Raw genomic sequence first — 21100 nt, 5'->3', positions numbered from 1 at the left:
GACCGTGAGCGGAGACATCGTGGAACTGAAGAAGCACCGGGCCACCTTCCCGGTACCCGAGCGCAGCCCGGGCAGCATCGCCCTGCACGGCCGCAGCCCTGAACTGCAGCAGGAGCGGGCCGCGCACACCCGCAAGCAGATCCTGGACGCCGCCGCGCAGCTCTTCGACGAGCGCGGGTACGGCAAGACGTCCGTCAAGGACGTCGCCGACCATGTGGGGATGACCAAGGGCGCGGTGTACTTCCACTACCCCACCAAGGAAGCGCTGACGATCGCGGTCGTCGAGGCGCACTACCACCGCTGGCCCGCACTGCTGCAAGCGGCCCAGGCCAAGGGGCTCGGCCCGCTGGACACCGTGGGTGAACTGCTCGACCGGACCGCCCAGGCCTTCCAGGACGACGTGGTCGTGCAGGGCGGGGCGCGACTGCAGATGGAACAGCCCCTGCCGGACGGCCTGTTGCCGCAGCCCTACATCGGCTGGATCAGCCTGCTGACGGAGCTGCTGGTGGAGGCGGCGGAGGCCGGGGAACTGCGCGAGGGCGTCTCGCCCGACGCCGCGGCCCACACGCTGGTCTCCGCGTTCTTCGGCACCCAGCACATCTCCGCGCGGCTCACCCGTCGCGCTGATCTCGTACAGCGCTGGTCCGACTCCCGGGACCTGCTTTTCGCGGCCCTGCGGGCGTAGGAGGCGCGGCCCCTGCGCTCTTCCGAGTGGCTATGGGCAGGGGCTGCATCACTGCGGCGGGCGCCGGCGCCCCCCACGACGGCCCCCGTGCGGCACACCGTCCATGAACGGTGTGCCCGCGTGCCGCGACTTCCGGGGGCGCTAGACGACGCCCTGAGCCGTCATCGCCTCCGCCACCCTCAGGAAGCCCGCGATGTTGGCGCCCAGGACGTAGTCGTCGGGGGTGCCCCCGTAGGTCTCGGCGGTGGTCCGGCACTGGGCGTGGACACTGCGCATGACAGCCGCCAGGCGGGTCTCGGTCTGTTCGAAGGTCCACACGTCCCGGGAGGCGTTCTGCTGCATCTCCAGCGCGGAGGTGGCCACGCCGCCCGCATTGGCGGCCTTGCCGGGACCGAAGAGGACGCCCGCCTCGCGGAAGACCTCGATCGCCTCAGGAGTGCACGGCATGTTGGCGCCTTCGGCGACGGCCAGGACACCGTTCTTCACCAGCGCCCCGGCTTCCTGTCCGCCCAGTTCGTTCTGCGTGGCACACGGCAGCGCGATGTCGCAGGGCACCTCGAAGACCGAGCCCCGGTCGGAGAACCGCGCTCCGGGCTTGGCCTCCGCGTAAGCCGACAGCCGGGCCCGCCGCACCTCCTTCACCGTTTTCAGCAGCTCCAGGTCGATGCCGTCCGCGTCGACCAGGTATCCGGACGAATCCGAGCAGGCCACCACGGACCCGCCCAGGGCGTGCACCTTCTCGATCGCGTAGAGCGCCACGTTCCCCGAGCCGGAGATCACGGCCTTGCGGCCGTCCAGACCTTGTCCGCGCGTGGCCAGCATCTCCTGCGCGAAGTACACCGCACCGTAGCCGGTGGCCTCGGTCCGGGCCTGCGAGCCGCCCCAGGAGACCCCCTTGCCGGTCAGAACTCCCGCCTCGAAGCGGTTGGTGATCCGCTTGTACTGGCCGAAGAGGTAGCCGATCTCACGCCCGCCCACCCCGATGTCGCCGGCGGGGACGTCGGTGTGCTCGCCCAGGTGCCGGTACAGCTCGGTCATGAACGCCTGGCAGAAGCGCATGACCTCGTGGTCGCTGCGACCCTTGGGGTCGAAGTCCGAGCCGCCCTTGCCGCCGCCGATCGCCAGTCCGGTCAGCGCGTTCTTGAAGATCTGCTCGAAGCCCAAGAACTTCACGATGCCGAGGTTCACGCTCGGGTGGAAGCGCAGGCCACCCTTGTAGGGGCCGAGCGCGCTGCTGAACTCCACCCGGAACCCGCGGTTCACCTGCACCCGCCCGGCGTCGTCCACCCACGGCACCCGGAAGATCAGCTGCCGCTCGGGCTCGCACAGCCGCTCGGCGATCAGCGCGTCGACGTACTCCGGATGCGCCTGCAACGCCGGCGCCAGCGTGTGCAGCACCTCTCCCACCGCCTGGTGAAACTCGCTCTCACCGGCGTTGCGCCGGCAGACCTGTGCGTAGACGGCCTCGATGTGAGCACTGGGGTTCATGCGCGCCTGCTCTCCTGTGTTCCGCCAGGCACTCACCTTGTCCAGCGTGCCTGGCCGCTGTTCTGACAACGAATACGGACGCCAGGAGTCGCTGTGTCAGCGAAGAAGGCCACCGATATCGGAAGACGGCTCCGTTCGGGCACGGCATCCTGCAGCGGCCCGTCCTGACGGACCGGCACACCGCCCCCATCGGGACGGCGCCACCGCAGCGGATCCGTCTCCGCCCGCGGACGCGACATCCCTGATCCGGGTAGCCGGCGCCTGTGCGCCGTCAGCGACCCGGAGAGCAGCCTCCGCCACCGGCCTTAAGCACGGACAAAGCCACGAAGCCCCGCGCGGGTGAGGCGGAGAACACATCCGCTTCCCGTCCCGCACCCGCGCGTCCCGCCGACCCGCGGACGAGCCAATCCGTTCGACACCGTGCGCGATCGCAGCAACGATGTGCGGCATGACGACGAACCGAAAGGCCCATGCCGCGTAGACGGTCGACACGCATCCGGGCCGGCGCTCCACGCCACCGGACACGGGAAGCGACGACGGTCATCGACGGCTTGTCCTCGCGCGCGCTGTCCCTGATCCGCGACCTCGAGCACAGCCGCAACTACCTGAACCCCGGAGACGTCGGCGCGGCCCTGCGCCTGTGGAAGGCGTACGTCCACCGCCCCGAGCGCCAACTGTGGCACGACCACGAGTGGGGCAACGCCCACGCGGACTGCTGCGACGACCCCTTCGAGGCCCGCGCCCTCCTCGATGTCGTGATGCAGGCCATGCCGCCACGGCAGGCCCGCGAGCTCCGACGGATCGTCAGTCGGTCCGACGCCGTCTGGAACGCACCCTCACCGCCGTGACCGCCGTCACCGCCGTGACCGCCGTGACCGCCGTGACCGCCGTGACCGCCGTAGGAAGCGTTCGAGGCCCGGGAACGAGCACCCGCTGGACGAAGTGCGACGACGCCGCATACCGAGATGACGCGTAGACCCCCGTGGACCGGACACGGACGGGAACCGATCCGGCGCGGACGGTGTACCCATGCTGTGAGAACGCGGGAGGGGGGCCGCACCGTCGACGAGGCCGCGGTGATCGCACGCGTACGCGCCGGCAAGCCGGAGGCGTACGCGGAGTTGGTGCGCGCCCACACGGGCATCGCACTGCGGGCGGCCCGGGCACTCGGCGCCGGGGCGGACGCGGAGGACGTCGTGCAGCAGGCCTTCTTCAAGGCCTACCGGTCACTGGGCCGCTTCCGGGACGGCTCCGCGTTCCGGCCGTGGCTGCTGTCGATCGTGGCCAACGAGACGAGGAACACGGTGCGGACGGCAGGGCGCCAACGGTCTCTGGCCGACCGCGAGGCGGCCTTCATCGAGGCCGAGCCACTGAAATCGTCGTCGGCCGACCCTGCCGTCGCCGCGCTGGCGGGCGAGCGCCGCGTCGCGCTCCTGGGCGCCCTGGAGAAGCTGAGCGAGGATCACCGACTGGTCGTCACCTACCGCTACCTGCTGGAAATGGGCGAGCCCGAGACAGCGGCGGCCCTGGGCTGGCCCCGGGGCACGGTGAAGTCCCGCCTGAGCCGCGCGCTGCGCAGACTGGGCCGCCTGCTGCCGGAGTGGGAGCCGGGCAGGTCCCTCGGGGAAGAGGGAGGAGGTGAGGAGGATGAGTGAGCCGGGCAGGCCCCACGGGCCGGACGGAAACGGGAAGCGGACGCGGCATCGGGGCGGCGGCATCACGCAGGGCGGAGGTCGTGCCACGCGCTTGCCCGAGGAGTTGCGGGCGCTCGGGCGGACGCTGGACCGGCCGGGGGGCGACGAGGGCGAGACCATGGCCGAGCGGGTCCTGCAGCGGATGGTCGCCGAGCGGGTAGCGATCCCGGTGGCCGTGCCACGGGGCGCCGGCGAGCGGCTGCGGGCACTGCACCGGTGGGCCGGGCTCCGCCGGCGCACGCTGACGGCCGCACTGTGCGGACTGCTCACCGTGCTCGTCCTGACCCCTCCGGTGCGGGCCGCGGTGGCGGACTGGTTCGACTTCGGCGGGGTCCACGTGCGGTACGACCCGTCGGCGACGCCTTCGCCGGGCGCACGAGCGCCGGGCTGCCCCCACCCGGTCCCCCTCGCCGAAGCCGGCCGGCAGGCGGGGTTCGTTCCGCTCGTGCCGAGTGCGCTGGGCGCCCCGGACGCGGTGTCCGTGACGCGTGCGCCGAAGGGCCGCTTCGTGATCACCCTCTGCTGGGACGAGCGCGGCCACACCGTCCGTCTCGACGAGTACGCGGCCCGGCTGGCGCCCGAGTTCGGCAAGACGGTGGCGGGTGAGCAGGCGGTCGAGTGGATCGAGCTGACCGGGCGGACGCGCAGCGCGTTGTGGTTCCCGCAGCCCCACCTCCTGCGGTTCTGGATGACGTCCGCGGACGGCTCCCGCCTCACCCGCTCCGAGCGAACGGCGGGGCCCACCTTGCTGTGGGTCCACGACAACGCGCTCACGCTGCGGCTGGAGGGCGTGGCGTCGAAGCAGCGGGCCCGGGAGATCGCCGAGTCATCGGGCTGAGCGGGCGCCGCCGGGGTGGGAACCCCGGCGGATCGAGCGGTGTACCCGGAGTGGCACGGTGAGTGCGGACGGCCCGCACGGGACGGATCGGGGTGTCGGATGCGTGGACTGCGACAACTGGCGGCGGCCACCGGCGCATTGACGACCGCTCTGGTCCTGCTCCTCCTGACGGCTCCACCGTCGGCTGCGGGCGGACCGGCCAGTGTGCTGCTGGTGTCACCGACCAGCTCACGAACGGCGTCGTTGTACGGCACGGCCGAGGACTACGCCCGCCTGGAAGGACTCCTCCCGCAGACGGGCGACGAGCTCGGCGAGCGTCCGGAGGAAGCTCCGGACCGCGGAGCGGAGGACACCTGGATGGACCAGGTCCGCGACCTGGTCACCGTGTCGTGGATGCTCCCCGACACGAGGCCGTGGCGGACGGACCAGCTGTACACGTTCGCGTCCGGCACCAAGGACATCTGGGTCCACACGACGCTCGATGTCCCGCAGGAGACCACCTCTTCGGGCGTCGGAGGCTGGCACAAGGCGCAGCGATCGGAGGAGCTGCGGGCGCTGCTCGACGGCCTCGGAGTGTTGCGCGCGGCCTCCGGGGAACCGCGGGAGTCCGTGGCAGGGGCCGGCGCACTCCCGGAATCCGGGGTCGGCGCCGGGGCTACGGCCACCGACCCGCGCGCCACGGCAGACCCGCCCGACCTGATCGACCGGGCCGGTTGGGCGGCTCCCGCCCTGGCCCTCGGACTCCTCCTCGGCTTCGAGGGCGCCGCGCTCCGCCGCCGCGTGGCGGCTCGACACGGGTCGGCACTCCTACGAGAGCCCCGTCAGGAGCTGCTGGATTCCTGACCGGATGCACCGACGGGATCAGTCGAGCCGGCCCCGACCTCAACCGGACTCGAGCTTGCATCGGCTCGCCGCAGCCGGAGCCCGGGCGCATCACGTCGATGACGTGATGCGCCGTCGGGTGGGCGACTGCCGGCATGAAGGAGGCGGGGCGCGCGGATCACCGGTCGGGCCCGCCGACGTTCGCGCAGGAGAGCAGAAAGTCGAGGAAGTGGTCATCGAGCGGTTCCCCGAGCAGCGGTTGCAGGAAAAGGAACTGTCCCTGCGGGTTGACCTCCAGCCAGACGGGCTCGCCGTCCGGGGTGAGCTTGAGGTCGATGGCGCCCATACGCAGCCCCAGGCGCCGCAGTACCTCCACCACCCGACTGCCGACGTCGGGCGGCACCTCCCACCGGGAGATGGGCACGTTGAGGTCGGGACGCCAGTCGAGGCGGTCGCTCTCGATGAGGGCCGCGTACATCTGCTCGCCGAAGCAGTTGAGCCGCACGTGCCTGCGGCCGGGGATGTACTCCTGGTAGACGGCCGGGCACACGTTGAAGGACTCCTCGGGGATGGCCTGCGGATCGTCGATGTACTGGGTGAACATGAGCGGGCCGGTCGCGCCCACCACCGGTTTGACGATCACCCGGTCCACGGTGCGGGCGAACTCCGCCACCTCGTCGCGGGATTGGGAGACGAGCGTGCGCGGCACCCGGAAACCCGCCTCCCGCGCCACGGACAGCTGGTACAGCTTGTCCGCAGCGCGGTCGGTCGCTTCGGGAGTGGAGATCCACTGGCCGCGGAAGGACGCCGCGAGGATGCCGCCGAGGGCTCCCCGGCTGTCGTTGTCGACCAGGCGCTGCTGGTGGTCGCTCGACGCGCGGGCGGACGCCTGCTGGTTCGCCCGCATCCGCCGCCACCACAGCACCGACACCGCGTCGAGGGGGATGGTGCGCCCCTCGGACGTGAGGACGGTGCTGGATGCGTCGCCGTGCGACCTCCACGTCAGGCCGGGACGGCCGCTGATGCGGTCGCACTCGAGGACGTGGAAGTCGCGGAAGCCGCGGCGGACGGCTGCGTCCCGGATGACGTGGGTGTGGAAGTCGTCCTCGACGGACACCGTGAGGATCATCAGACGGGGCAGTCCACGCAGCAGTCGTCGGAGCAGCCGCACGAGCACGACTCCGACGCCGAGCCTCCCATCCGGGTGGCGTCGATGCGCATCCCTGTGGTGGCGCGGACGGCCTCTTCCCAGTCCCGCAGCTCTTCGGGTGTGTTCAGGCGTACGAACGATTCGGGTTGCGCCCTGAGAATGACCGGAGGAGCCAGGTCTGTGGAGATCGCCGACTGGGTCTGCGCGTCCTCGGCCACGGGGTCACCGAGTTTGAACGATGCCATGGTGAGTCACCTCCATGGAGGGTCTGGTCAGGTGTGGGCTCCCTACCAGCACAGCACCGTTGACGTGTCGCCGCACATCGAACAACTTGACGACTCAACATGGCCGGGACTTCGATCGCTCTCGCGTATGCGATGAGGGAGGTCTCCCTCCATGCCCTCGCCTCGCCGCGCCTCGCAGTCACGGTCCGGTCGAAGTCGTCCTGTCCCGGTGAAGGTTGACCGTTCGACGGCTCGACGGCTCGACGGCTCGACGGCTCGACGGTTCGTCAACGGTAGGGCTGCCAGTCGTCCCTGTGGACAGCGGCACTCCCAGCTGTTCGCCAGGATCGGCTACGTCGCGTCAGGGTCCAGCCCTCCGGTGCGCGCTGCGCCGCCCTGATCCATGCGGCGAGTTCGGGCAGGGCCTGCTCCTGCAGAACGCGGCGGACCGCGGCCCGTTCCGCAGACGGAAGTGGCGCGACACGGATGCGAACGCTGTACCACAGGGAAGGGTGGATGCCGCTGCCGTAGTTGGAGGAGATCGGCGGGACCCACTCGACGTGCAGAACGGTTCCGTCGCTGTGTGGGTGGTCGCCGAAGCCCAAGTCGGCGCCCTCGCCCACCTGTTCGCCGAGAGCGGCGCGGATGTCCGATGCGGTGAGCGGCCACGACAGGCCGCGCGGCAGTCTGCGGTTACGGGCCGGCACGAGCTCAGGATGCCAGGCGCCCTGGTGGAGGCGCATGTTCGTTTTTCGGTGCTCCGGCCTCCGCCTCCGCGGCGACACCGGCCGAACACCTGCAGTAGGCGTCAGACCTCGAAGCGTTACCGTGCGCTCCCCCATGCCGATCGGCGAACCCGTGTGCCCGTGCCCCTCGCACACCGCGCGGCGGACGGTCCGCTCCCGACGCCGGGCGCAGCCGGCCCCTTGCCTCTTCTCCCCTCGTCGGAGTCACCATGGCCCCGCCCGCACACTCGCCCCGACCACGTCGTCCGCGTCGTCGTTTCGAGGCGTCGATTCTGCCGATCCTGCATTTCCTTGCGGTTTTGATCCTGGTGGCGGCGTCCGTGGGGTCGTGGCTGCAGTTCACCGAGCGGCAGGCGACCCACAGCGCGTCCTGCACGCCCTTGGGCGCGAGCAGCTCGCTCTGTGCCTGATCACCGTGGTCACCACCGGCGTGCGCTCCGCGCTCCGAGCCGCCCTCCTTTCGGGTGCGGCGCCTACCGATGGAGGAACACCGACCAGTACCCGTGAGAACGGTGAAGAAACCAGGCGAATCGGCTGCGTGTTCTTCGATTCGCCGGGCACGAGGACCAACGGAGGTTGATAACTATGGTTCCCCTGCTTCTCGTTCTTCTGCTGGCCCTGGTCCTCTTCGGTGCGGGATTCGCGCTGAAGGCACTGTGGTGGATCGCCGTCATCGTGCTGGCGGTCTGGCTGCTCGGCTTCGTCATGCGCAGCGCGGACACCGGTGGCCGCAAGGGCCGTTGGTATCGCTGGTAACCCGTCGACAGCTGCCCTGTGGGCCCCGGGAACAACCTCGGGGCCCACAGGCATGTCCCGCCGACTCGAGGACCTCCGGTCGGGGGCCGGTCGTCCAGGGCGGCGGCCCGCGCCGGACGGCACCTCACCGGGATCACACGGCGTAACGGCCGGCGATCGCGACGGCCCGCTCACGCAGGGAGTCGCGCAACCAGTGCGGGGCCAGGGCCTCTGCGTCCGTGGCGAGCTGCCACAGCGCCCATTCGGCGTGTCTCGAATCCTGGAAGGTCGCCTCCAGCCGCAACCAGCCGTCGGCGTCCGTCACTTCGGCGACTACGGCCAACGCGGTGCCCACCAGCTCCTCCCTCCGCGTCGGGCTCACCCGGACCAGCACGGTGACTTGATCGCCGCCGGTGCGAAACCGTGTGCTGCGTTCCTGCCACACACGGTTCAGGTCGATCCGGTCGGACCGTTGCGCCGGTTCGGCGAGTTCCTCGGCGGCCAGAATCCGGGACAGCCGGTAGGTGCGCTCCGTGCCGGATCGGTCGGCCAGCAGATAGCCCTGGCCGCGTACCGTGACCAGGCCGATCGGGTCCACCGTGCGCCACTTCGGCCTCTGGTCGACCGCCGCATAGTGGATGCGCAGCTTGTGTCCCGCGAACACCGCGCGCCGGACCTCGGCGACCACGGTGTCGGGCACCTCCTCGGCGTCCAGCCGACGCGAGAGGAGGTCGGTCTCCGGATCGACGAGCACGCGCCGAGCCGCCCCGGCCGCGATGGCCTGATGGCTTTCGGGCAACGCGTCGACCACCTTGCGCATGGCTGAGGCCAGCGCCGAGCCCAGGCCGAACGCCTGTGCCCCTGGGCGGGACCCGGCGACCAGCAGGGCGAGCGCCTCGTCATGGTTCAGTCCGGTGAGCTCGGTCTGGAAGCCGGGCAACAGCGTGAAACCGCCGTGTCGACCGCGCTCGGCGTAGACCGGAACGCCGGCTGCGGACAGCGCCTCGATGTCGCGCAGCACAGTGCGCGTGGACACCTCCAGCTCACGGGCGAGCGTGGCCGCCGACAGTCGACCGTGCTGCCGTAGAAGCAGCACCAGCGATACCAACCGGTCGGCGCGCATACGGAAACGCTACAGGAATACGTGACACACGATGTCGTGTATTCGTTGCGAGGCTTACCGGCATGACACAGATCCGTCGCCCGCAAGAGGCGATCCGCACATCCCCTGTCCTGGTCGATCCGGAAGGACTGCACGACCCGATCCCGTTCGGGTACAGCCACACCGTCATCATCCCGGCGGAGACCGAACTGGTGCTGGTGTCGGGTCAGTACGGGTCCGGCCCGGACGGCGCGGTCGTCTCGGCCGACTTCACCGAGCAGGTACAGCGGGCGTTCCACAACATCGGCGTGGCTCTTGCCGCACACGGGCTCGACCTCGGCCACGTCGTCCAGCTCAGGACGTATGTGGTGAACCATGACGTCAGCAAGCTGGGGCCGATCGCCGCGGCCGTACGGGCGGGTTGGGGTGCGAAACCGCCCACACAGACCCTCGTCGGTGTCGCGAGCCTGGCTGCACCCGACGTCCTGTTCGAAGTGGAGGCACTGGCCGCCCGACCCTGACCGGGCGCCCTCGCCCGGTCGACTCGACCCTGAGCACCCGTGCGGGTCCGAGCGGCCGGGCGGTGGCCGTCGGCGGACCTGCCGCCGGCGATGCGGGAAGCGGCGGCCGCGTCCAGCCGGGTCGACCCCGCGGTACGACACCGTGACGCGCCCCGGGCGGCGTATGCCGACGGTTGCCGGAGTTACGCCGCCCGGGGCGGGACGAGCCTCGAGCGCGACGGCCCGGACGCTCATGGGCCACTACTTCGGATCGCGGTTGAACTGCGCCGTGGACCAGCGGTAGCCGAGCACGGTCAGGCCGACGCACCAGGCGATCGCGATCCACCCGTTGTCGCCGATCTCGGTTCCGAGCAACAGGCCGCGCAGGGTTTCGATGGCCGGGGTGAACGGCTGGTACTCGGCGATCGGCCGGAACCAGCCGGGCATCGTGTCGGCCGGGATGAAGGCGCTGGAGATGAGGGGCAGGAGAATCAGCGGCATGGCGCTGTTGCTGGCCGCCTCGGGGTTCGGGCTGGCCATGCCCAGCCCGACCGCGATCCAGGTGAGCGCCAGGGCGAACAGGGCGAGCAGCCCGAACGCCGCGAGCCACTCCAGGACGGTGGCGTCCGTGGACCGGAAGCCGATGGCCACGCCGACGGCTCCGACGAGGATCACGCTGGCGAGGCACTGCAGCACACTGCCGACGACGTGCCCGACGATCACGGAGCCGCGGTAGACCGACATGGTGCGGAAGCGGGCGATGAGACCCTCGGTCATGTCCATCGAGATGTAGACAGCGGCCCCGATCACCGTGCTGCCGACGGTCATCATCAGAATGCCCGGGACGATGTAGGCGATGTAGTCGGAGCGGTCCGCGCCGCCGCCGCCGATCCCCGCGCTCATCACGTCGCCGAAGATGTACACGAAGAGCAGCAACATCATGATCGGCGTGAGCAACAGGTTCAGGGTCGCGGACGGGTACCGCCACGCGTGCAGCAGATTCCTGCGCAGCATCGTGGTGGAGTCGCGGACGGCGAGGGTGAGGGTGCTCATCGGACGGTCTCCTCGGACTGGGTGGGCCGGCTGGACCGGCTCGGCTGGGTGGGCGCCGCGGCGGGGCCGGTGAGGGCGAAGAACACGTCGTCGAGGTCGGGGGTGTGCACGGTCAGCTCGTCCGCCTGGATGCCGGCCGAGTCGAGCCGGTCGAGGATGGAGCGCAGTGCGCGCTGGCTGCCGTCGCTGGGGATCCGCAGCGCCAGTGCCTCGTCGTCGCGAGTGATGTCGGACAGTGCCGCGGCGGCGGACCGGTAGGCGGCCGGTTCGGTGAAGCGGAGCCGGACGTGACCGCCGGGGATCATGCGCTTCAGTTCGTCGGCGGTGCCTTCGGCGGCGATCCCTGCGTTGTGCAGCACGGCGATGCGGTCGGCGAGTTCGTCGGCCTCCTCCAGGTACTGGGTGGTGAGGAAGACGGTGACGCCATCGGTGACGAGTTCGCGGATGATCTGCCACATGGTGTGGCGGGAGCGCGGGTCGAGGCCCGTGGTCGGTTCGTCGAGGAAGATGATCCGCGGGTTCCCGACCAGGGTCATGGCGATGTCGAGCCGGCGTTTCATGCCGCCCGAGTAGGTGGAGGCGGGCTTTTTCGCCGCCTCGGTCAGGTCGAACCGCTCGAGCAGCTCGGCGGCGACCCGCCGCCCCTCGCGCCTGGGCAGGTGGTGCAGGTCGGCCATGAGGAGCATGTTCTCCTCGCCGGTGATCAGGCCGTCGACGGCGGAGAACTGTCCGGTGACACCGATCGCCGCGCGCACCCCGTCCGGTGACCTGGCGACGTCGTGGCCGGCGACCTGCGCCTGCCCACCGTCGGCGGTGACGAGGGTGGACAGGATCTTGACGGCGGTGGTCTTGCCGGCGCCGTTCGGTCCGAGCAGTGCGAACACCGAGCCGGCCGGGATGTGCAGGTCGATTCCGTCGAGGACGACCTTGTCGCCGTAGGACTTGCGCAACCCGGCGGCGGAGATGGCGGCCGAGGGTGTGCGACCGTCACTCCCGCTGGATGTGGACATGACAGACGTAGGCATGCGGCCCTCCCGGGCGAAGGATGAAGTGGTTCGGGGAGTCGGCGAGTCGACGAGGGGAGCAGCAGGGAGGCGCAGGTGCTCAGACCTTGGCGCGGAGGACGTCGATGTTGCCCCAGTTGGTCCGTGCGTGAACCTTGACGACGTCCGCCGCCTGCTCCGGGGGCTCGGACGCGGCCAACGCGTTGCGCACCTGCCCGCGGTTCGAGCTGACGTCGAGCCAGGCGGCTGCCCCCTCGCGGATGCCGACCTCGATCGAGCCGTTGGAGGTCTCCAACCGGACGCTGCCGCGGCTGACTTCGGCGACGCGGAGGAGGCCGTTGGTGGTGGTGCCGGTGACCGACGACTCGGCCCGCCGGATGTCGATGGCACCATTGGCGCCGTTGACCTGCAGCTCGCCGGTCACGGCGCCGACGGTCAGGGTGCCGTGCGAGTTCTTCAGGGCGGCGGGGCCGTCGACGAGGCCGACGCGTACGTCTCCGGTGCTGCTGGTGATGTCGGCCCTGCCTTCGACCCGGTCGACGATGGTCGAACCGTGCGACGCCTTCAGGTGCAGCGGGCCGGTGGTGTCGAGGCGGACGTCGCCGGCCGAGGTCTTCACGCGCACCTCGCCGAGCCGGCCCTCGCTGAGCACCCTGACCCCGGCGCCGGTCACGTCGATGCCGGAGCCCGTGGGCAGTTCCACCGTCACGTCGACGGTGCCGCCGCGTCCGAGCAGGTTGGCCTTGGGGGTGGTGACGGTCAGGGCGCCGCCCGTGCAGCCGACCTCGGTCTGTTCGGCCGTGCGTACGTCGAGGTCCTTCTTCGGGTCGCGGGGCCGCACCTCGACGACGGTGTCGAGGCGGTCGCCCGCGGTGAACTGGATGGAACCGGCGTACACGTAGGCGGTCACCGAAATCGGTTCGGGAGTGTCGAAAGAAGGCATGGCTGTCCCGTCCTCTTGGGTCCTCGGACTGTCCCCGCCGATAGAACGGGGTGTGGGTTGAGTGGCGCGAGTGAAGTGGTGCGGGTGAAGCAGCACGGCTGAGGTGGTACGGCTGAGGCGGTAGGGGCTGGGTGGTACGGGTGGGGACGCTGTCAGCGCACCCATCCCGTGAAGCTCTGCCCGACGGTCTGGGTCCTCTCCGGCGTACGCGACCGGACTCCGCCGTCGAGCGCGACCGCCACGGTGCGCACCAGCCATGCGTTGACCGACAGGCCGTCGCGAGCCGCGGCCTCTTCGGCGCGGGCCTTGAGGTGGGCCGGCAGGCGCAGGTTGACGCGGGCCGTACCGCCCTCGTCGAGGTCGGCCGGCGCCGGAGCGCCGAGCGGCTCGGCGGACATGACCGGCTCCGCGGTGGCACCGCCATAGGTGGGCGGCGGCGTGACCACGAAGTCGGGGTCGAGCCCGCGCAGCCGTACGTCGACCGACCCCGGGGCGAGGTCTCGGGTGATCTCGTCCATCGCGGCCGAGAGCACGTTGAGCATCGTCAGCCGGGTCGCGGACTCCAGAGGTGCGGTGAGCCTCTCGGCCAGCTCGCGGGCTTCGTCGCCGCCGGCTTCGGCGGCCACCGCCAGTTCACGACGGAGGGAGTCGACGTAAGGGGTGAGGTCCATGACGCCATGATGGCACCACCATGACGCCACACGCAAGCCACAAAGTGGCACCCCTTTGATCGACGGCCCACAAGAGGCTTCTGACCTGCATAAACCAGCCGACACCACGTCTGAGCCACGGTGACGCCACAGGCGCCAGAACGCATTCGGGGGCACCTGGTGGCACCGAATGGCACATGGTGGTGCCAGATGCCGCCAGGCCAGACCCCTGCCAGACCCACTGCCTGACCACGGCCCTACCCCTGCCGGATCACTGCCTGATCACTGACACTTCGTCATCAGTTCTTCGCGAGGAGGTCCTTCAGCGCGATGTTGAGTTCCAGGACGTTCACCCGGGGCTCGCCGATGAAGCCCAGGGTGCGGCCGACGATGTGCTCGTCGACCAGCTTCTGGACCTGGTCGACGGACAGGCCGTTCCTCTCGGCGACCCGGTGGACCTGGATGTCCGCGTACTGCGGGGAGATGTCCGGGTCCAGGCCGGAGCCGGAGGAGGTGACCGCGTCGGCGGGAACGTCGGAGGGGCTGACCCTGTGGTCGGCCGTCGAGTTGTCCCTGACGACGGCCGCCTTGGCCGCGGTGACCCAGGCGATGAGGTCCTCGCTGTCGGCGGACCGGTTGGTGGCGCCGGACAGGATCAGTCGGTAACGCGTGTTGACGCTGTTGACGCCCAGGCCGTTCTGCGGGCGGCCCTGGAACCATTTCAGATCGGGCTCCGGGCTCTTCTGGCCCTTCTTCGGCGGCAGATCGTACGCCTGGCCGATGAGCGAGGAGCCGACGACCCTGCCGTCCGCCCTGATCTCGGATCCGTTCGCCTGGTTCGCGAACAGTCCCTGGGCGACGCCGGTGACGGCCAGCGGGTAGAGGACGCCCGTCACCAGGGTCAGCGCGAGGAGGGCTCGCAGGCCCGCTCCGAGCAACCGGAGGGTGTTGGTCACGGAGTTGTTCATGCCTTCAGCACGCTTTCAGGAGTTACAGCCCGGGGATGAGGGAGAGGAGCATGTCGATGATCTTGATACCGACGAAGGGCGCGATCAGGCCGCCGAGTCCGTAGACCGTCAGGTTGCGCCGGAGCATGCTGTCCGCGCTCACCGGCCGGTACCGCACGCCCCTGAGGGACAGCGGAACCAGGGCGATGATGATCAGGGCGTTGAAGATGACGGCGGACAGGATCGCGGAGTCCGGTGACGACAGGCCCATGACGTTGAGCCTGTCCAGGCCGGGGTAGACGGCCGCGAACAGCGCCGGGATGATCGCGAAGTACTTCGCGACGTCGTTGGCGATGGAAAACGTCGTCAACGCGCCCCGGGTGATGAGGAGTTGCTTGCCGATCTCGACGATCTCGATGAGCTTGGTCGGGTTGGAGTCGAGGTCGACCATGTTGCCGGCCTCCTTCGCGGCGGACGTACCCGTGTTCATCGCGACGCCGACGTCCGCCTGGGCGAGCGCGGGGGCGTCGTTGGTGCCGTCGCCCGTCATCGCGACGAGCTTGCCGCCCGCCTGCTCGCGCTTGATCAGCGCCATCTTGTCCTCGGGGGTCGCCTCCGCCAGGAAGTCGTCGACACCCGCCTCCTCGGCGATCGCCTTGGCGGTCAACGCGTTGTCGCCCGTGATCATGACGGTCCTGATGCCCATGCGGCGCAGTTCGTCGAAGCGCTCCCGCATGCCGTCCTTGACGACGTCCTTGAGGTGGACGACCCCCAGCGCCCTCGCCCCTTCCGCGTCGTCGACGGCCACGAGGAGCGGCGTGCCGCCCGTCTCGGAGATCCGGTCGGTGAGCGCGGCGGCGTCCGCGGACACCTCGCCGCCCTGCTCGCGGACCCAGGCGACGACGGAACCGGCCGCGCCCTTGCGGATCCTGCGCCCGTCGACGTCGACGCCCGACATCCGCGTCTGGGCGGTGAAGGCGATCCACTCGGCACCGGTGAGTCGGCCCCGCTCGCGCAGTGCGTACCTCTCCTTCGCGAGGACGACGATCGAGCGGCCCTCGGGCGTCTCGTCGGCCAGGGACGACAACTGGGCCGCGTCGGCGAGTTCGGCTTCGGTGGTGCCGCTCACCGGCACGAACTCCGACGCCTGCCGGTTGCCGAGCGTGATGGTGCCGGTCTTGTCGAGCAGCAGCGTCGACACGTCACCGGCGGCCTCGACGGCACGCCCGGACATGGCCAGCACGTTCCGCTGCACCAAGCGGTCCATGCCGGCGATGCCGATCGCCGACAGCAGCGCGCCGATCGTGGTGGGGATGAGGCAGACCAGCAACGCCACCAGCACCACCATCGTGAGGCGGGTGCCCGCGTAGTCGGCGAACGGCGGCAGTGTGGCGACGGCCAGCAGGAAGACGATCGTGAGCGAGGCGAGCAGGATGTTCAGCGCTGTCTCGTTCGGCGTCTTCTGCCGTGAAGCGCCCTCGACCAGGTTGATCATGCGGTCGATGAAGGTCTCGCCGGGTTTCGTCGTGATCCTGACGACGATGCGGTCGGAGAGGACCTTCGTGCCGCCGGTGACGGCGGAGCGGTCGCCGCCGGATTCCCGGATGACGGGCGCGGATTCGCCGGTGATCGCCGACTCGTCGACGCTCGCGACGCCCTCGACGACGTCCCCGTCGCCCGGGATGACGTCTCCCGCCTCGCACACCACCAGGTCGCCGATGCGCAGCCCGGTGCCCGGCACCTGCTCCTCCCGGTCCCCCACGAGACGCCGGGCCACCGTGTCGGTCTTGGCCCTGCGCAGGGTGTCGGCCTGCGCCTTGCCCCGGCCCTCGGCGACAGCCTCCGCCAGGTTGGCGAAGACGACGGTCAGCCACAGCCAGGCGCTGATGGTCCAGCCGAACCAGTCGCCCGGGTCCTTGAAGGAGAAGACGGTGGTGAGCAGGGAACCGATCCACACCACGAACATCACCGGCGACTTGACCATCACCCGCGGGTCGAGCTTGCGGAATGCGTCCGGCAGGGACTTGAGCAGTTGCCCGGCGTCGAAGAGGCCCGCTCCCACGCGGCCCTCGTCGGGACGGCGCCCGGTGGGTACGTCGCCGTGCGGCGCCCGGGTCGCAGTGGCTGTGAACATCGAGGCCTCTTGCTTCGTCGCGTTCGTCGTGGTCGTCGCGTGGTTCGCGTTCGTCGTGTCGGTCGTCATGACGCCAGTCCCTCGGCCAGCGGGCCCAGCGCGAGCGCCGGGAAGTAGGTCAGACCGGTGACGATCAGGATCGCGCCGACCAGCAGACCGGTGAACAGCGGCTTCTCGGTGCGCAGGGTGCCCGCGGTGACCGGCACCGGCTTCTGCTCGGCGAGCGAGCCGGCCAGTGCCAGCACGAACACGATCGGCAGGAAGCGGCCCAGCACCATGGCCAGCCCCAGTGTGGTGTTGAACCACTGGGTGTCCGCGTTCAGCCCGGCGAAGGCCGAGCCGTTGTTGTTCGCGGCCGAGGTGTAGGCGTAGAGGATCTCGGAGAATCCGTGCGCGCCGGAGTTGGTCATGGAGTCGACCGGGGTGGGCAGGGCCATCGCGGCGGCGGTGAGCACGAGCACCAGCGTCGGCGTGATCAGGATGTAGCAGGCGGCGAACTTGATCTCACGGGTGCCGATCTTCTTGCCCAGGTACTCGGGCGTGCGGCCGACCATGAGGCCGGCGATGAACACCGCGATGATCGCCATGATCAGCATGCCGTAGAGGCCGGAACCGGTGCCGCCGGGCGCGATCTCGCCCAGCTGCATGCCCAGCATGGCGATCCCGCCGCCCAGACCCGTGTAGGAGGAGTGGAACGAGTCCACCGCGCCGGTCGAGGTGAGCGTCGTCGACACCGCGAAGATCGACGAGGCGCCGACACCGATGCGGGTCTCCTTGCCCTCCATGGCTCCCCCGGCGATCTGCAGCGCCGGGCCGTGGTGGGCGAACTCGGTCCACATCATCAGCGCGATGAAGCCGACCCAGATGGTCCCCATGGTCGCGAGGATCGCGTAGCCCTGCCTGAGGGAACCGACCATGATGCCGAAGGTGCGGGTCAGCGCGAACGGGATGACGAGCAGCAGGAAGATCTCGAAGAGGTTCGTGAAGGGGGTGGGGTTCTCGAAGGGGTGGGCACTGTTGGCGTTGAAGTAGCCCCCGCCGTTGGTGCCGATCTCCTTGATGGCCTCCTGGGAGGCGACCGCACCGCCGTTCCACTGCTGCGAGCCGCCCATGAACCGGCCGACCTCGTGGATGCCGGAGAAGTTCTGGATGGCGCCGCACGCGACCAGGACGATCGCGGCGACGACGGAGAGCGGCAGCAGGATGCGGAGCGTTCCGCGGACCAGGTCGGACCAGAAGTTGCCCAGCTCGCCGGTACGCGACCGCGCGAACCCCCGTACCAGTGCCACCGCCACCGCGATGCCGACGGCGGCGGACACGAAGTTCTGCACGGCCAGTCCGGCCGTCTGCACGACGTGGCCCATGGCCTGCTCGCCGTAGTACGACTGCCAGTCGGTGTTGGTGACGAAGGACGCGGCGGTGTTGAACGCCTGGTCCGGGTCGATCGCCCTGAAGCCGAGCGAGCCCGGCAGATGGCCCTGGATCCGCTGGAGCAGGTACAGGAAGAGGACCGAGACGGCCGAGAAGGCGAGGACGCCGCGCAGATACGCGGGCCAGCGCATCTCGGTGTCCGGGTCGGCGCCGATGCCCTTGTAGATCCACTTCTCGACGCGCCAGTGCCTGTCGGAGGAGTAGACCTTGGCCATGTGGGTGCCGAGGGGGACGTAGGCGAGCGCCAGGGCCGCGATGAGCGCGAGCAGTTGGAGCACGCCGGCGAGTACGGGACCCATGCCGCTCAGAACCTCTCCGGGAAGATCAGGGCGAGGACGAGGTAGCCCAGCAGGGCGACGGCCACGACGAGGCCGACGATGTTCTCGGCGGTCACAGCTTGGTCACCCCCTTGGCGACGAGGACCACCAGCGCGAACACCGCGATCGTGGTGAGGACGAAGGCCAGATCGGCCATCGCGAACTCCTAGGACTGGGGAAAGGGTCTGAAGAGAAGCGGACACTCAGAGGAAACCCGCCCCTGGCCGGAATCGGTCGACCGTTGACGACTCCCTTACGGCGGGCGGCGGCCCCTTGACGGGACTCTTACGGCGGCTGCCCGGAGGCCCCTGCCGACGGTTGTCCCGGTCGTCCGGATCGCTCCCGATCGCTCGGGTTACTCGGGTCGTCCCAGGCCGTGAACGAACGCCACCAGCAGCGGGAGCGCGACCCCGACCAGCGGCCGGGCGTCCCCTCGCACCCACTCGCCCACACGACGATCGGCGCTTCGCCGGTCGCCTGCGCGCCCGGAACAGCTGCCGCGTGAGGGGGCGCTGACGTGCCACGGCCGGTCTTAACGCAACCCTGACGCCGGTGTGTGATCCATCCCTCGGCCTTCACGTCACTCTCTGCATACGCTGGTAGCGCCGTCCGCGTGATGGCCGAAACCACACGCCGAACCGCACACCGGGAGCGCACGCCGATGGCCACCACCGAACACCCGCCGCCGAGCCGTCTGCGGATGTGGATGCTCCAGGGCCTGTCCGACATGGGCAGGTCCGGCGGCCACACCGGCCCGCACGCCGCGCCCGAGGCCCCGCACAAGGGCCAGCCCTGGTACCGGGTGATGTGCCTGACCGGCGTCGACTACTTCTCCACTCTCGGCTACCAGCCCGGTATCGCCGCCCTCGCGGCCGGCCTGCTCTCCCCCGTCGCGACCATCGTGCTCGTCATGGTCACTTTGGCCGGCGCCCTTCCGGTCTACCGCCGGGTGGCGGAGGAGAGTCCGCACGGCGAGGGCTCGATCTCGATGCTCGAGCGGCTGCTGTCCTTCTGGCAGGGCAAGCTCTTCGTCCTGACCCTCCTGGGCTTCGCCGCCACCGATTTCCTGATCACCATCACCCTTTCGGCGGCCGACGCCTCGACGCATCTCGTCGAGAACCCGCATCTGACCAGCACGCTGCACGACAAGCAACTGCTGATCACGCTGATCCTGGTCGCCCTGCTCGGCGCGGTGTTCCTCAAGGGCTTCCTGGAGGCGATCGGCGTCGCGGTCGCCCTGGTGGGCGTCTATCTCACGCTGAACGTCGTGGTCGTCGTCGTCGGCATGTGGCACGTCGCCACGGCCGGCCATGTGATCACCGACTGGTCCAGCGCGCTCACCGCCGAGCACGGCAACGTCTTCGCCATGGTCGGCGTGGCGCTGCTGGTCTTCCCCAAACTGGCGCTGGGCCTGTCCGGCTTCGAGACCGGAGTCGCCGTCATGCCCCATGTGAAGGGGGACGACGTCGACACGGAGGAACACCCCCGGGGGCGGATCCGCGACACGAAGAAGCTGCTGACGACCGCCGCGCTCATCATGAGCGTCTTTCTGATCGCCACCAGTTTCATCACCACCCTCCTCATCCCGGAGAAGGACTTCGAGTCCGGAGGCCCGGCCAACGGGCGCGCCCTCGCCTACCTCGCCCACGAGTACCTGGGCAACGCGTTCGGCACGGTCTACGACGTGTCGACGATCGCGATCCTGTGGTTCGCGGGCGCGTCGGCGATGGCCGGCCTGCTGAACCTGATGCCGCGCTACCTGCCCCGCTACGGCATGGCCCCGCACTGGGCGCGGGCCGTCCGCCCGATGGTCATCGTCTTCACCCTCATCGGCTTCCTCGTCACGTGGATCTTCGACGCGGACGTAGACGCGCAGGGCGGGGCGTACGCGACCGGCGTCCTGGTGCTCATCAGCTCGGCGGCGATCGCCGTGACCATCGCCGCCCGCAAGGCCGGCCAGCGGGGCTGGACGATCGGCTTCGCCGTCATCTCGGCCGTGTTCCTCTACGTCACCGTCGCGAACGTCATCGAGCGCCCCGACGGCGTCAAGATCGGCGCCTGCTTCATCGCCGGCATCATCCTCGTCTCGCTGCTGTCCCGGCTGGCCCGGGCCTTCGAGCTCCGCGTCACCAGCGTCACGCTGGACGCGATGGCGGAACGATTCATCCGGGACATGGCCAGCCGCAGGATACGGTTCATCGCCAACGAGCCCGACCAACGCGACAAGGCCGAGTACCGCGACAAGATCGAGCAGATCCGGGCCGACAACGACATGCCGGAGCAGGAGGACTTCGTCTTCGTCGAGGTGACGGTGACCGACCCTTCCGAGTTCGAGTCGGGCCTGACGGTACGCGGCGAGGTCCTGCACAACCGCTACCGCGTGCTGACCCTGGAGTCCTCCTCCGTCTCCAACGCCCTCGCAGCCCTCCTCCTCCACGTCCGCGACCGGACGGGCTGCGTGCCGCACATCTACTTCGAGTGGACCGAGGGCGGCCCGTTCGCCAACTTCCTGCGGTTCTTCCTCTTCGGCCAGGGCGAGGTCGCCCCGGTCACCCGCGAGGTCCTGCGCGAGGCCGAGCCGGACCGCGCCCGCCGCCCCCGCGTCCACACCGGCTGAGCCCGCCGGCGGCCGGCGCC

General features: G+C 70.0%; 21 protein-coding genes. 8 read left to right on the top strand and 13 right to left on the bottom strand.

Annotated elements, in window-relative coordinates; translation table 11 throughout:
* Window positions 1-4 precede the first annotated feature (4 nt).
* A complete protein-coding gene (locus OHS82_RS40890; protein ID WP_242433053.1) occupies window positions 5-685 on the top strand; it encodes a ScbR family autoregulator-binding transcription factor in 681 nt (226 codons plus the stop codon).
* 141 nt (window positions 686-826) lie between these two features.
* Here OHS82_RS40890 and gdhA read toward each other — a convergent pair whose 3' ends face one another.
* Complete coding sequence (gdhA, locus tag OHS82_RS40885; protein ID WP_328435721.1) at window positions 827-2173, bottom strand: NADP-specific glutamate dehydrogenase; 1347 nt, start codon at window positions 2171-2173, stop codon at window positions 827-829.
* 551 nt (window positions 2174-2724) lie between these two features.
* On the opposite strand from gdhA, the gene OHS82_RS40880 reads away from it, so the two are divergent.
* From OHS82_RS40880 to OHS82_RS40865, 4 genes are all read left to right on the top strand, one after another.
* Window positions 2725-3021: a hypothetical protein gene (locus OHS82_RS40880; protein WP_328435720.1), complete on the top strand. Its 297-nt coding sequence runs from the start codon at window positions 2725-2727 to the stop codon at window positions 3019-3021.
* Window positions 3022-3207: 186 nt separating this feature from the next.
* Complete coding sequence (locus OHS82_RS40875; RefSeq protein WP_057577177.1) at window positions 3208-3828, top strand: RNA polymerase sigma factor; 621 nt, start codon at window positions 3208-3210, stop codon at window positions 3826-3828.
* On the top strand, window positions 3821-4705 hold the full coding sequence (locus OHS82_RS40870; RefSeq protein ID WP_328435719.1) for a hypothetical protein: 885 nt from the start codon (window positions 3821-3823) through the stop codon (window positions 4703-4705). The genes OHS82_RS40875 and OHS82_RS40870 overlap by 8 nt, the downstream gene beginning before the upstream one ends.
* Before the next feature lie 99 nt (window positions 4706-4804).
* Window positions 4805-5548, top strand: coding sequence for a hypothetical protein (locus OHS82_RS40865; RefSeq protein ID WP_328435718.1), 744 nt, complete (start codon window positions 4805-4807; stop codon window positions 5546-5548).
* 157 nt (window positions 5549-5705) lie between these two features.
* On the opposite strand, the gene OHS82_RS40860 is transcribed toward OHS82_RS40865, so the two are convergent.
* The 3 genes from OHS82_RS40860 to OHS82_RS40850 all read right to left on the bottom strand — a co-directional run bounded on the left by OHS82_RS40860 (window position 5706) and on the right by OHS82_RS40850 (window position 7608).
* A complete protein-coding gene (locus tag OHS82_RS40860) occupies window positions 5706-6698 on the bottom strand; it encodes an ATP-grasp domain-containing protein (protein WP_328435717.1) in 993 nt (330 codons plus the stop codon).
* Complete coding sequence (locus OHS82_RS40855; protein ID WP_057577174.1) at window positions 6656-6922, bottom strand: hypothetical protein; 267 nt, start codon at window positions 6920-6922, stop codon at window positions 6656-6658. The genes OHS82_RS40860 and OHS82_RS40855 overlap by 43 nt, the downstream gene beginning before the upstream one ends.
* 266 nt (window positions 6923-7188) lie before the next feature.
* Entirely contained in the window at window positions 7189-7608 is a 420-nt protein-coding gene (locus OHS82_RS40850) for a hypothetical protein (protein ID WP_063894234.1), read from the bottom strand.
* 624 nt (window positions 7609-8232) lie between these two features.
* Between OHS82_RS40850 and OHS82_RS40845 the strand changes: the two genes are divergently transcribed.
* On the top strand, window positions 8233-8403 hold the full coding sequence (locus OHS82_RS40845; RefSeq protein ID WP_057577173.1) for a hypothetical protein: 171 nt from the start codon (window positions 8233-8235) through the stop codon (window positions 8401-8403).
* A gap of 133 nt (window positions 8404-8536) precedes the next feature.
* Here the strand turns inward: OHS82_RS40845 and OHS82_RS40840 are convergent, their stop codons facing one another.
* A complete protein-coding gene (locus OHS82_RS40840; protein ID WP_057577172.1) occupies window positions 8537-9505 on the bottom strand; it encodes a helix-turn-helix transcriptional regulator in 969 nt (322 codons plus the stop codon).
* A 62-nt stretch (window positions 9506-9567) separates the two neighbouring features.
* On the opposite strand from OHS82_RS40840, the gene OHS82_RS40835 reads away from it, so the two are divergent.
* Complete coding sequence (locus tag OHS82_RS40835) at window positions 9568-10005, top strand: RidA family protein (RefSeq protein ID WP_057577171.1); 438 nt, start codon at window positions 9568-9570, stop codon at window positions 10003-10005.
* Window positions 10006-10245: 240 nt separating this feature from the next.
* On the opposite strand, the gene OHS82_RS40830 is transcribed toward OHS82_RS40835, so the two are convergent.
* From OHS82_RS40830 to kdpF, 8 genes are all read right to left on the bottom strand, one after another.
* On the bottom strand, window positions 10246-11037 hold the full coding sequence (locus OHS82_RS40830; RefSeq protein ID WP_057577170.1) for an ABC transporter permease: 792 nt from the start codon (window positions 11035-11037) through the stop codon (window positions 10246-10248).
* Window positions 11034-12062 carry an ATP-binding cassette domain-containing protein gene (locus OHS82_RS40825; protein WP_199863725.1) on the bottom strand — a complete coding sequence of 343 codons (1029 nt, stop codon included), beginning with the start codon at window positions 12060-12062 and terminating at the stop codon, window positions 11034-11036. The genes OHS82_RS40830 and OHS82_RS40825 overlap by 4 nt, the downstream gene beginning before the upstream one ends.
* 79 nt (window positions 12063-12141) lie before the next feature.
* Entirely contained in the window at window positions 12142-12984 is an 843-nt protein-coding gene (locus OHS82_RS40820; protein ID WP_057577168.1) for a DUF4097 family beta strand repeat-containing protein, read from the bottom strand.
* Window positions 12985-13136: 152 nt separating this feature from the next.
* Complete coding sequence (locus tag OHS82_RS40815) at window positions 13137-13655, bottom strand: toxin-antitoxin system HicB family antitoxin (RefSeq protein WP_328435716.1); 519 nt, start codon at window positions 13653-13655, stop codon at window positions 13137-13139.
* A gap of 278 nt (window positions 13656-13933) precedes the next feature.
* Window positions 13934-14602 carry a potassium-transporting ATPase subunit C gene (locus OHS82_RS40810; RefSeq protein WP_057577166.1) on the bottom strand — a complete coding sequence of 223 codons (669 nt, stop codon included), beginning with the start codon at window positions 14600-14602 and terminating at the stop codon, window positions 13934-13936.
* A gap of 22 nt (window positions 14603-14624) precedes the next feature.
* Window positions 14625-16715 carry a potassium-transporting ATPase subunit KdpB gene (gene kdpB / locus OHS82_RS40805; protein WP_057577375.1) on the bottom strand — a complete coding sequence of 697 codons (2091 nt, stop codon included), beginning with the start codon at window positions 16713-16715 and terminating at the stop codon, window positions 14625-14627.
* Between the two features lie 65 nt (window positions 16716-16780).
* Window positions 16781-18445 (bottom strand): potassium-transporting ATPase subunit KdpA, encoded by a 1665-nt coding sequence (gene kdpA, locus OHS82_RS40800; protein WP_057577165.1) that lies wholly within the window; start codon window positions 18443-18445, stop codon window positions 16781-16783.
* Between the two features lie 5 nt (window positions 18446-18450).
* Window positions 18451-18540 (bottom strand): K(+)-transporting ATPase subunit F, encoded by a 90-nt coding sequence (gene kdpF, locus OHS82_RS40795; RefSeq protein ID WP_016434100.1) that lies wholly within the window; start codon window positions 18538-18540, stop codon window positions 18451-18453.
* A 584-nt stretch (window positions 18541-19124) separates the two neighbouring features.
* Between kdpF and OHS82_RS40790 the strand changes: the two genes are divergently transcribed.
* Window positions 19125-21080 (top strand): amino acid transporter, encoded by a 1956-nt coding sequence (locus OHS82_RS40790; protein ID WP_328435715.1) that lies wholly within the window; start codon window positions 19125-19127, stop codon window positions 21078-21080.
* Window positions 21081-21100 lie beyond the last annotated feature (20 nt).

This window comes from Streptomyces sp. NBC_00425, from assembly GCF_036030735.1.
In the GTDB taxonomy this organism is placed as follows: Bacteria; Actinomycetota; Actinomycetes; order Streptomycetales; family Streptomycetaceae; genus Streptomyces.
The sequence above is the reverse complement of the archived record's forward strand: the minus strand, read 5'-3'. Positions and strand labels throughout refer to the sequence as shown.

What these genes read in the sequence shown, in the direction of transcription:
- OHS82_RS40790 (WP_328435715.1), top strand. Translation starts at nt 19,125, where the DNA reads ATGGCCACCACCGAACACCCGCCGCCGAGCCGTCTGCGGATGTGGATG.
- kdpA (WP_057577165.1), bottom strand. Translation starts at nt 18,445, where the DNA reads ATGGGTCCCGTACTCGCCGGCGTGCTCCAACTGCTCGCGCTCATCGCG.
- kdpB (WP_057577375.1), bottom strand. Translation starts at nt 16,715, where the DNA reads ATGTTCACAGCCACTGCGACCCGGGCGCCGCACGGCGACGTACCCACC.
- OHS82_RS40820 (WP_057577168.1), bottom strand. Translation starts at nt 12,984, where the DNA reads ATGCCTTCTTTCGACACTCCCGAACCGATTTCGGTGACCGCCTACGTG.
- OHS82_RS40830 (WP_057577170.1), bottom strand. Translation starts at nt 11,037, where the DNA reads ATGAGCACCCTCACCCTCGCCGTCCGCGACTCCACCACGATGCTGCGC.
- OHS82_RS40870 (WP_328435719.1), top strand. Translation starts at nt 3,821, where the DNA reads ATGAGTGAGCCGGGCAGGCCCCACGGGCCGGACGGAAACGGGAAGCGG.
- OHS82_RS40815 (WP_328435716.1), bottom strand. Translation starts at nt 13,655, where the DNA reads ATGGACCTCACCCCTTACGTCGACTCCCTCCGTCGTGAACTGGCGGTG.
- OHS82_RS40865 (WP_328435718.1), top strand. Translation starts at nt 4,805, where the DNA reads ATGCGTGGACTGCGACAACTGGCGGCGGCCACCGGCGCATTGACGACC.
- OHS82_RS40825 (WP_199863725.1), bottom strand. Translation starts at nt 12,062, where the DNA reads ATGCCTACGTCTGTCATGTCCACATCCAGCGGGAGTGACGGTCGCACA.
- OHS82_RS40845 (WP_057577173.1), top strand. Translation starts at nt 8,233, where the DNA reads ATGGTTCCCCTGCTTCTCGTTCTTCTGCTGGCCCTGGTCCTCTTCGGT.
- OHS82_RS40840 (WP_057577172.1), bottom strand. Translation starts at nt 9,505, where the DNA reads ATGCGCGCCGACCGGTTGGTATCGCTGGTGCTGCTTCTACGGCAGCAC.
- OHS82_RS40855 (WP_057577174.1), bottom strand. Translation starts at nt 6,922, where the DNA reads ATGGCATCGTTCAAACTCGGTGACCCCGTGGCCGAGGACGCGCAGACC.
- OHS82_RS40810 (WP_057577166.1), bottom strand. Translation starts at nt 14,602, where the DNA reads ATGAACAACTCCGTGACCAACACCCTCCGGTTGCTCGGAGCGGGCCTG.
- gdhA (WP_328435721.1), bottom strand. Translation starts at nt 2,173, where the DNA reads ATGAACCCCAGTGCTCACATCGAGGCCGTCTACGCACAGGTCTGCCGG.
- OHS82_RS40835 (WP_057577171.1), top strand. Translation starts at nt 9,568, where the DNA reads ATGACACAGATCCGTCGCCCGCAAGAGGCGATCCGCACATCCCCTGTC.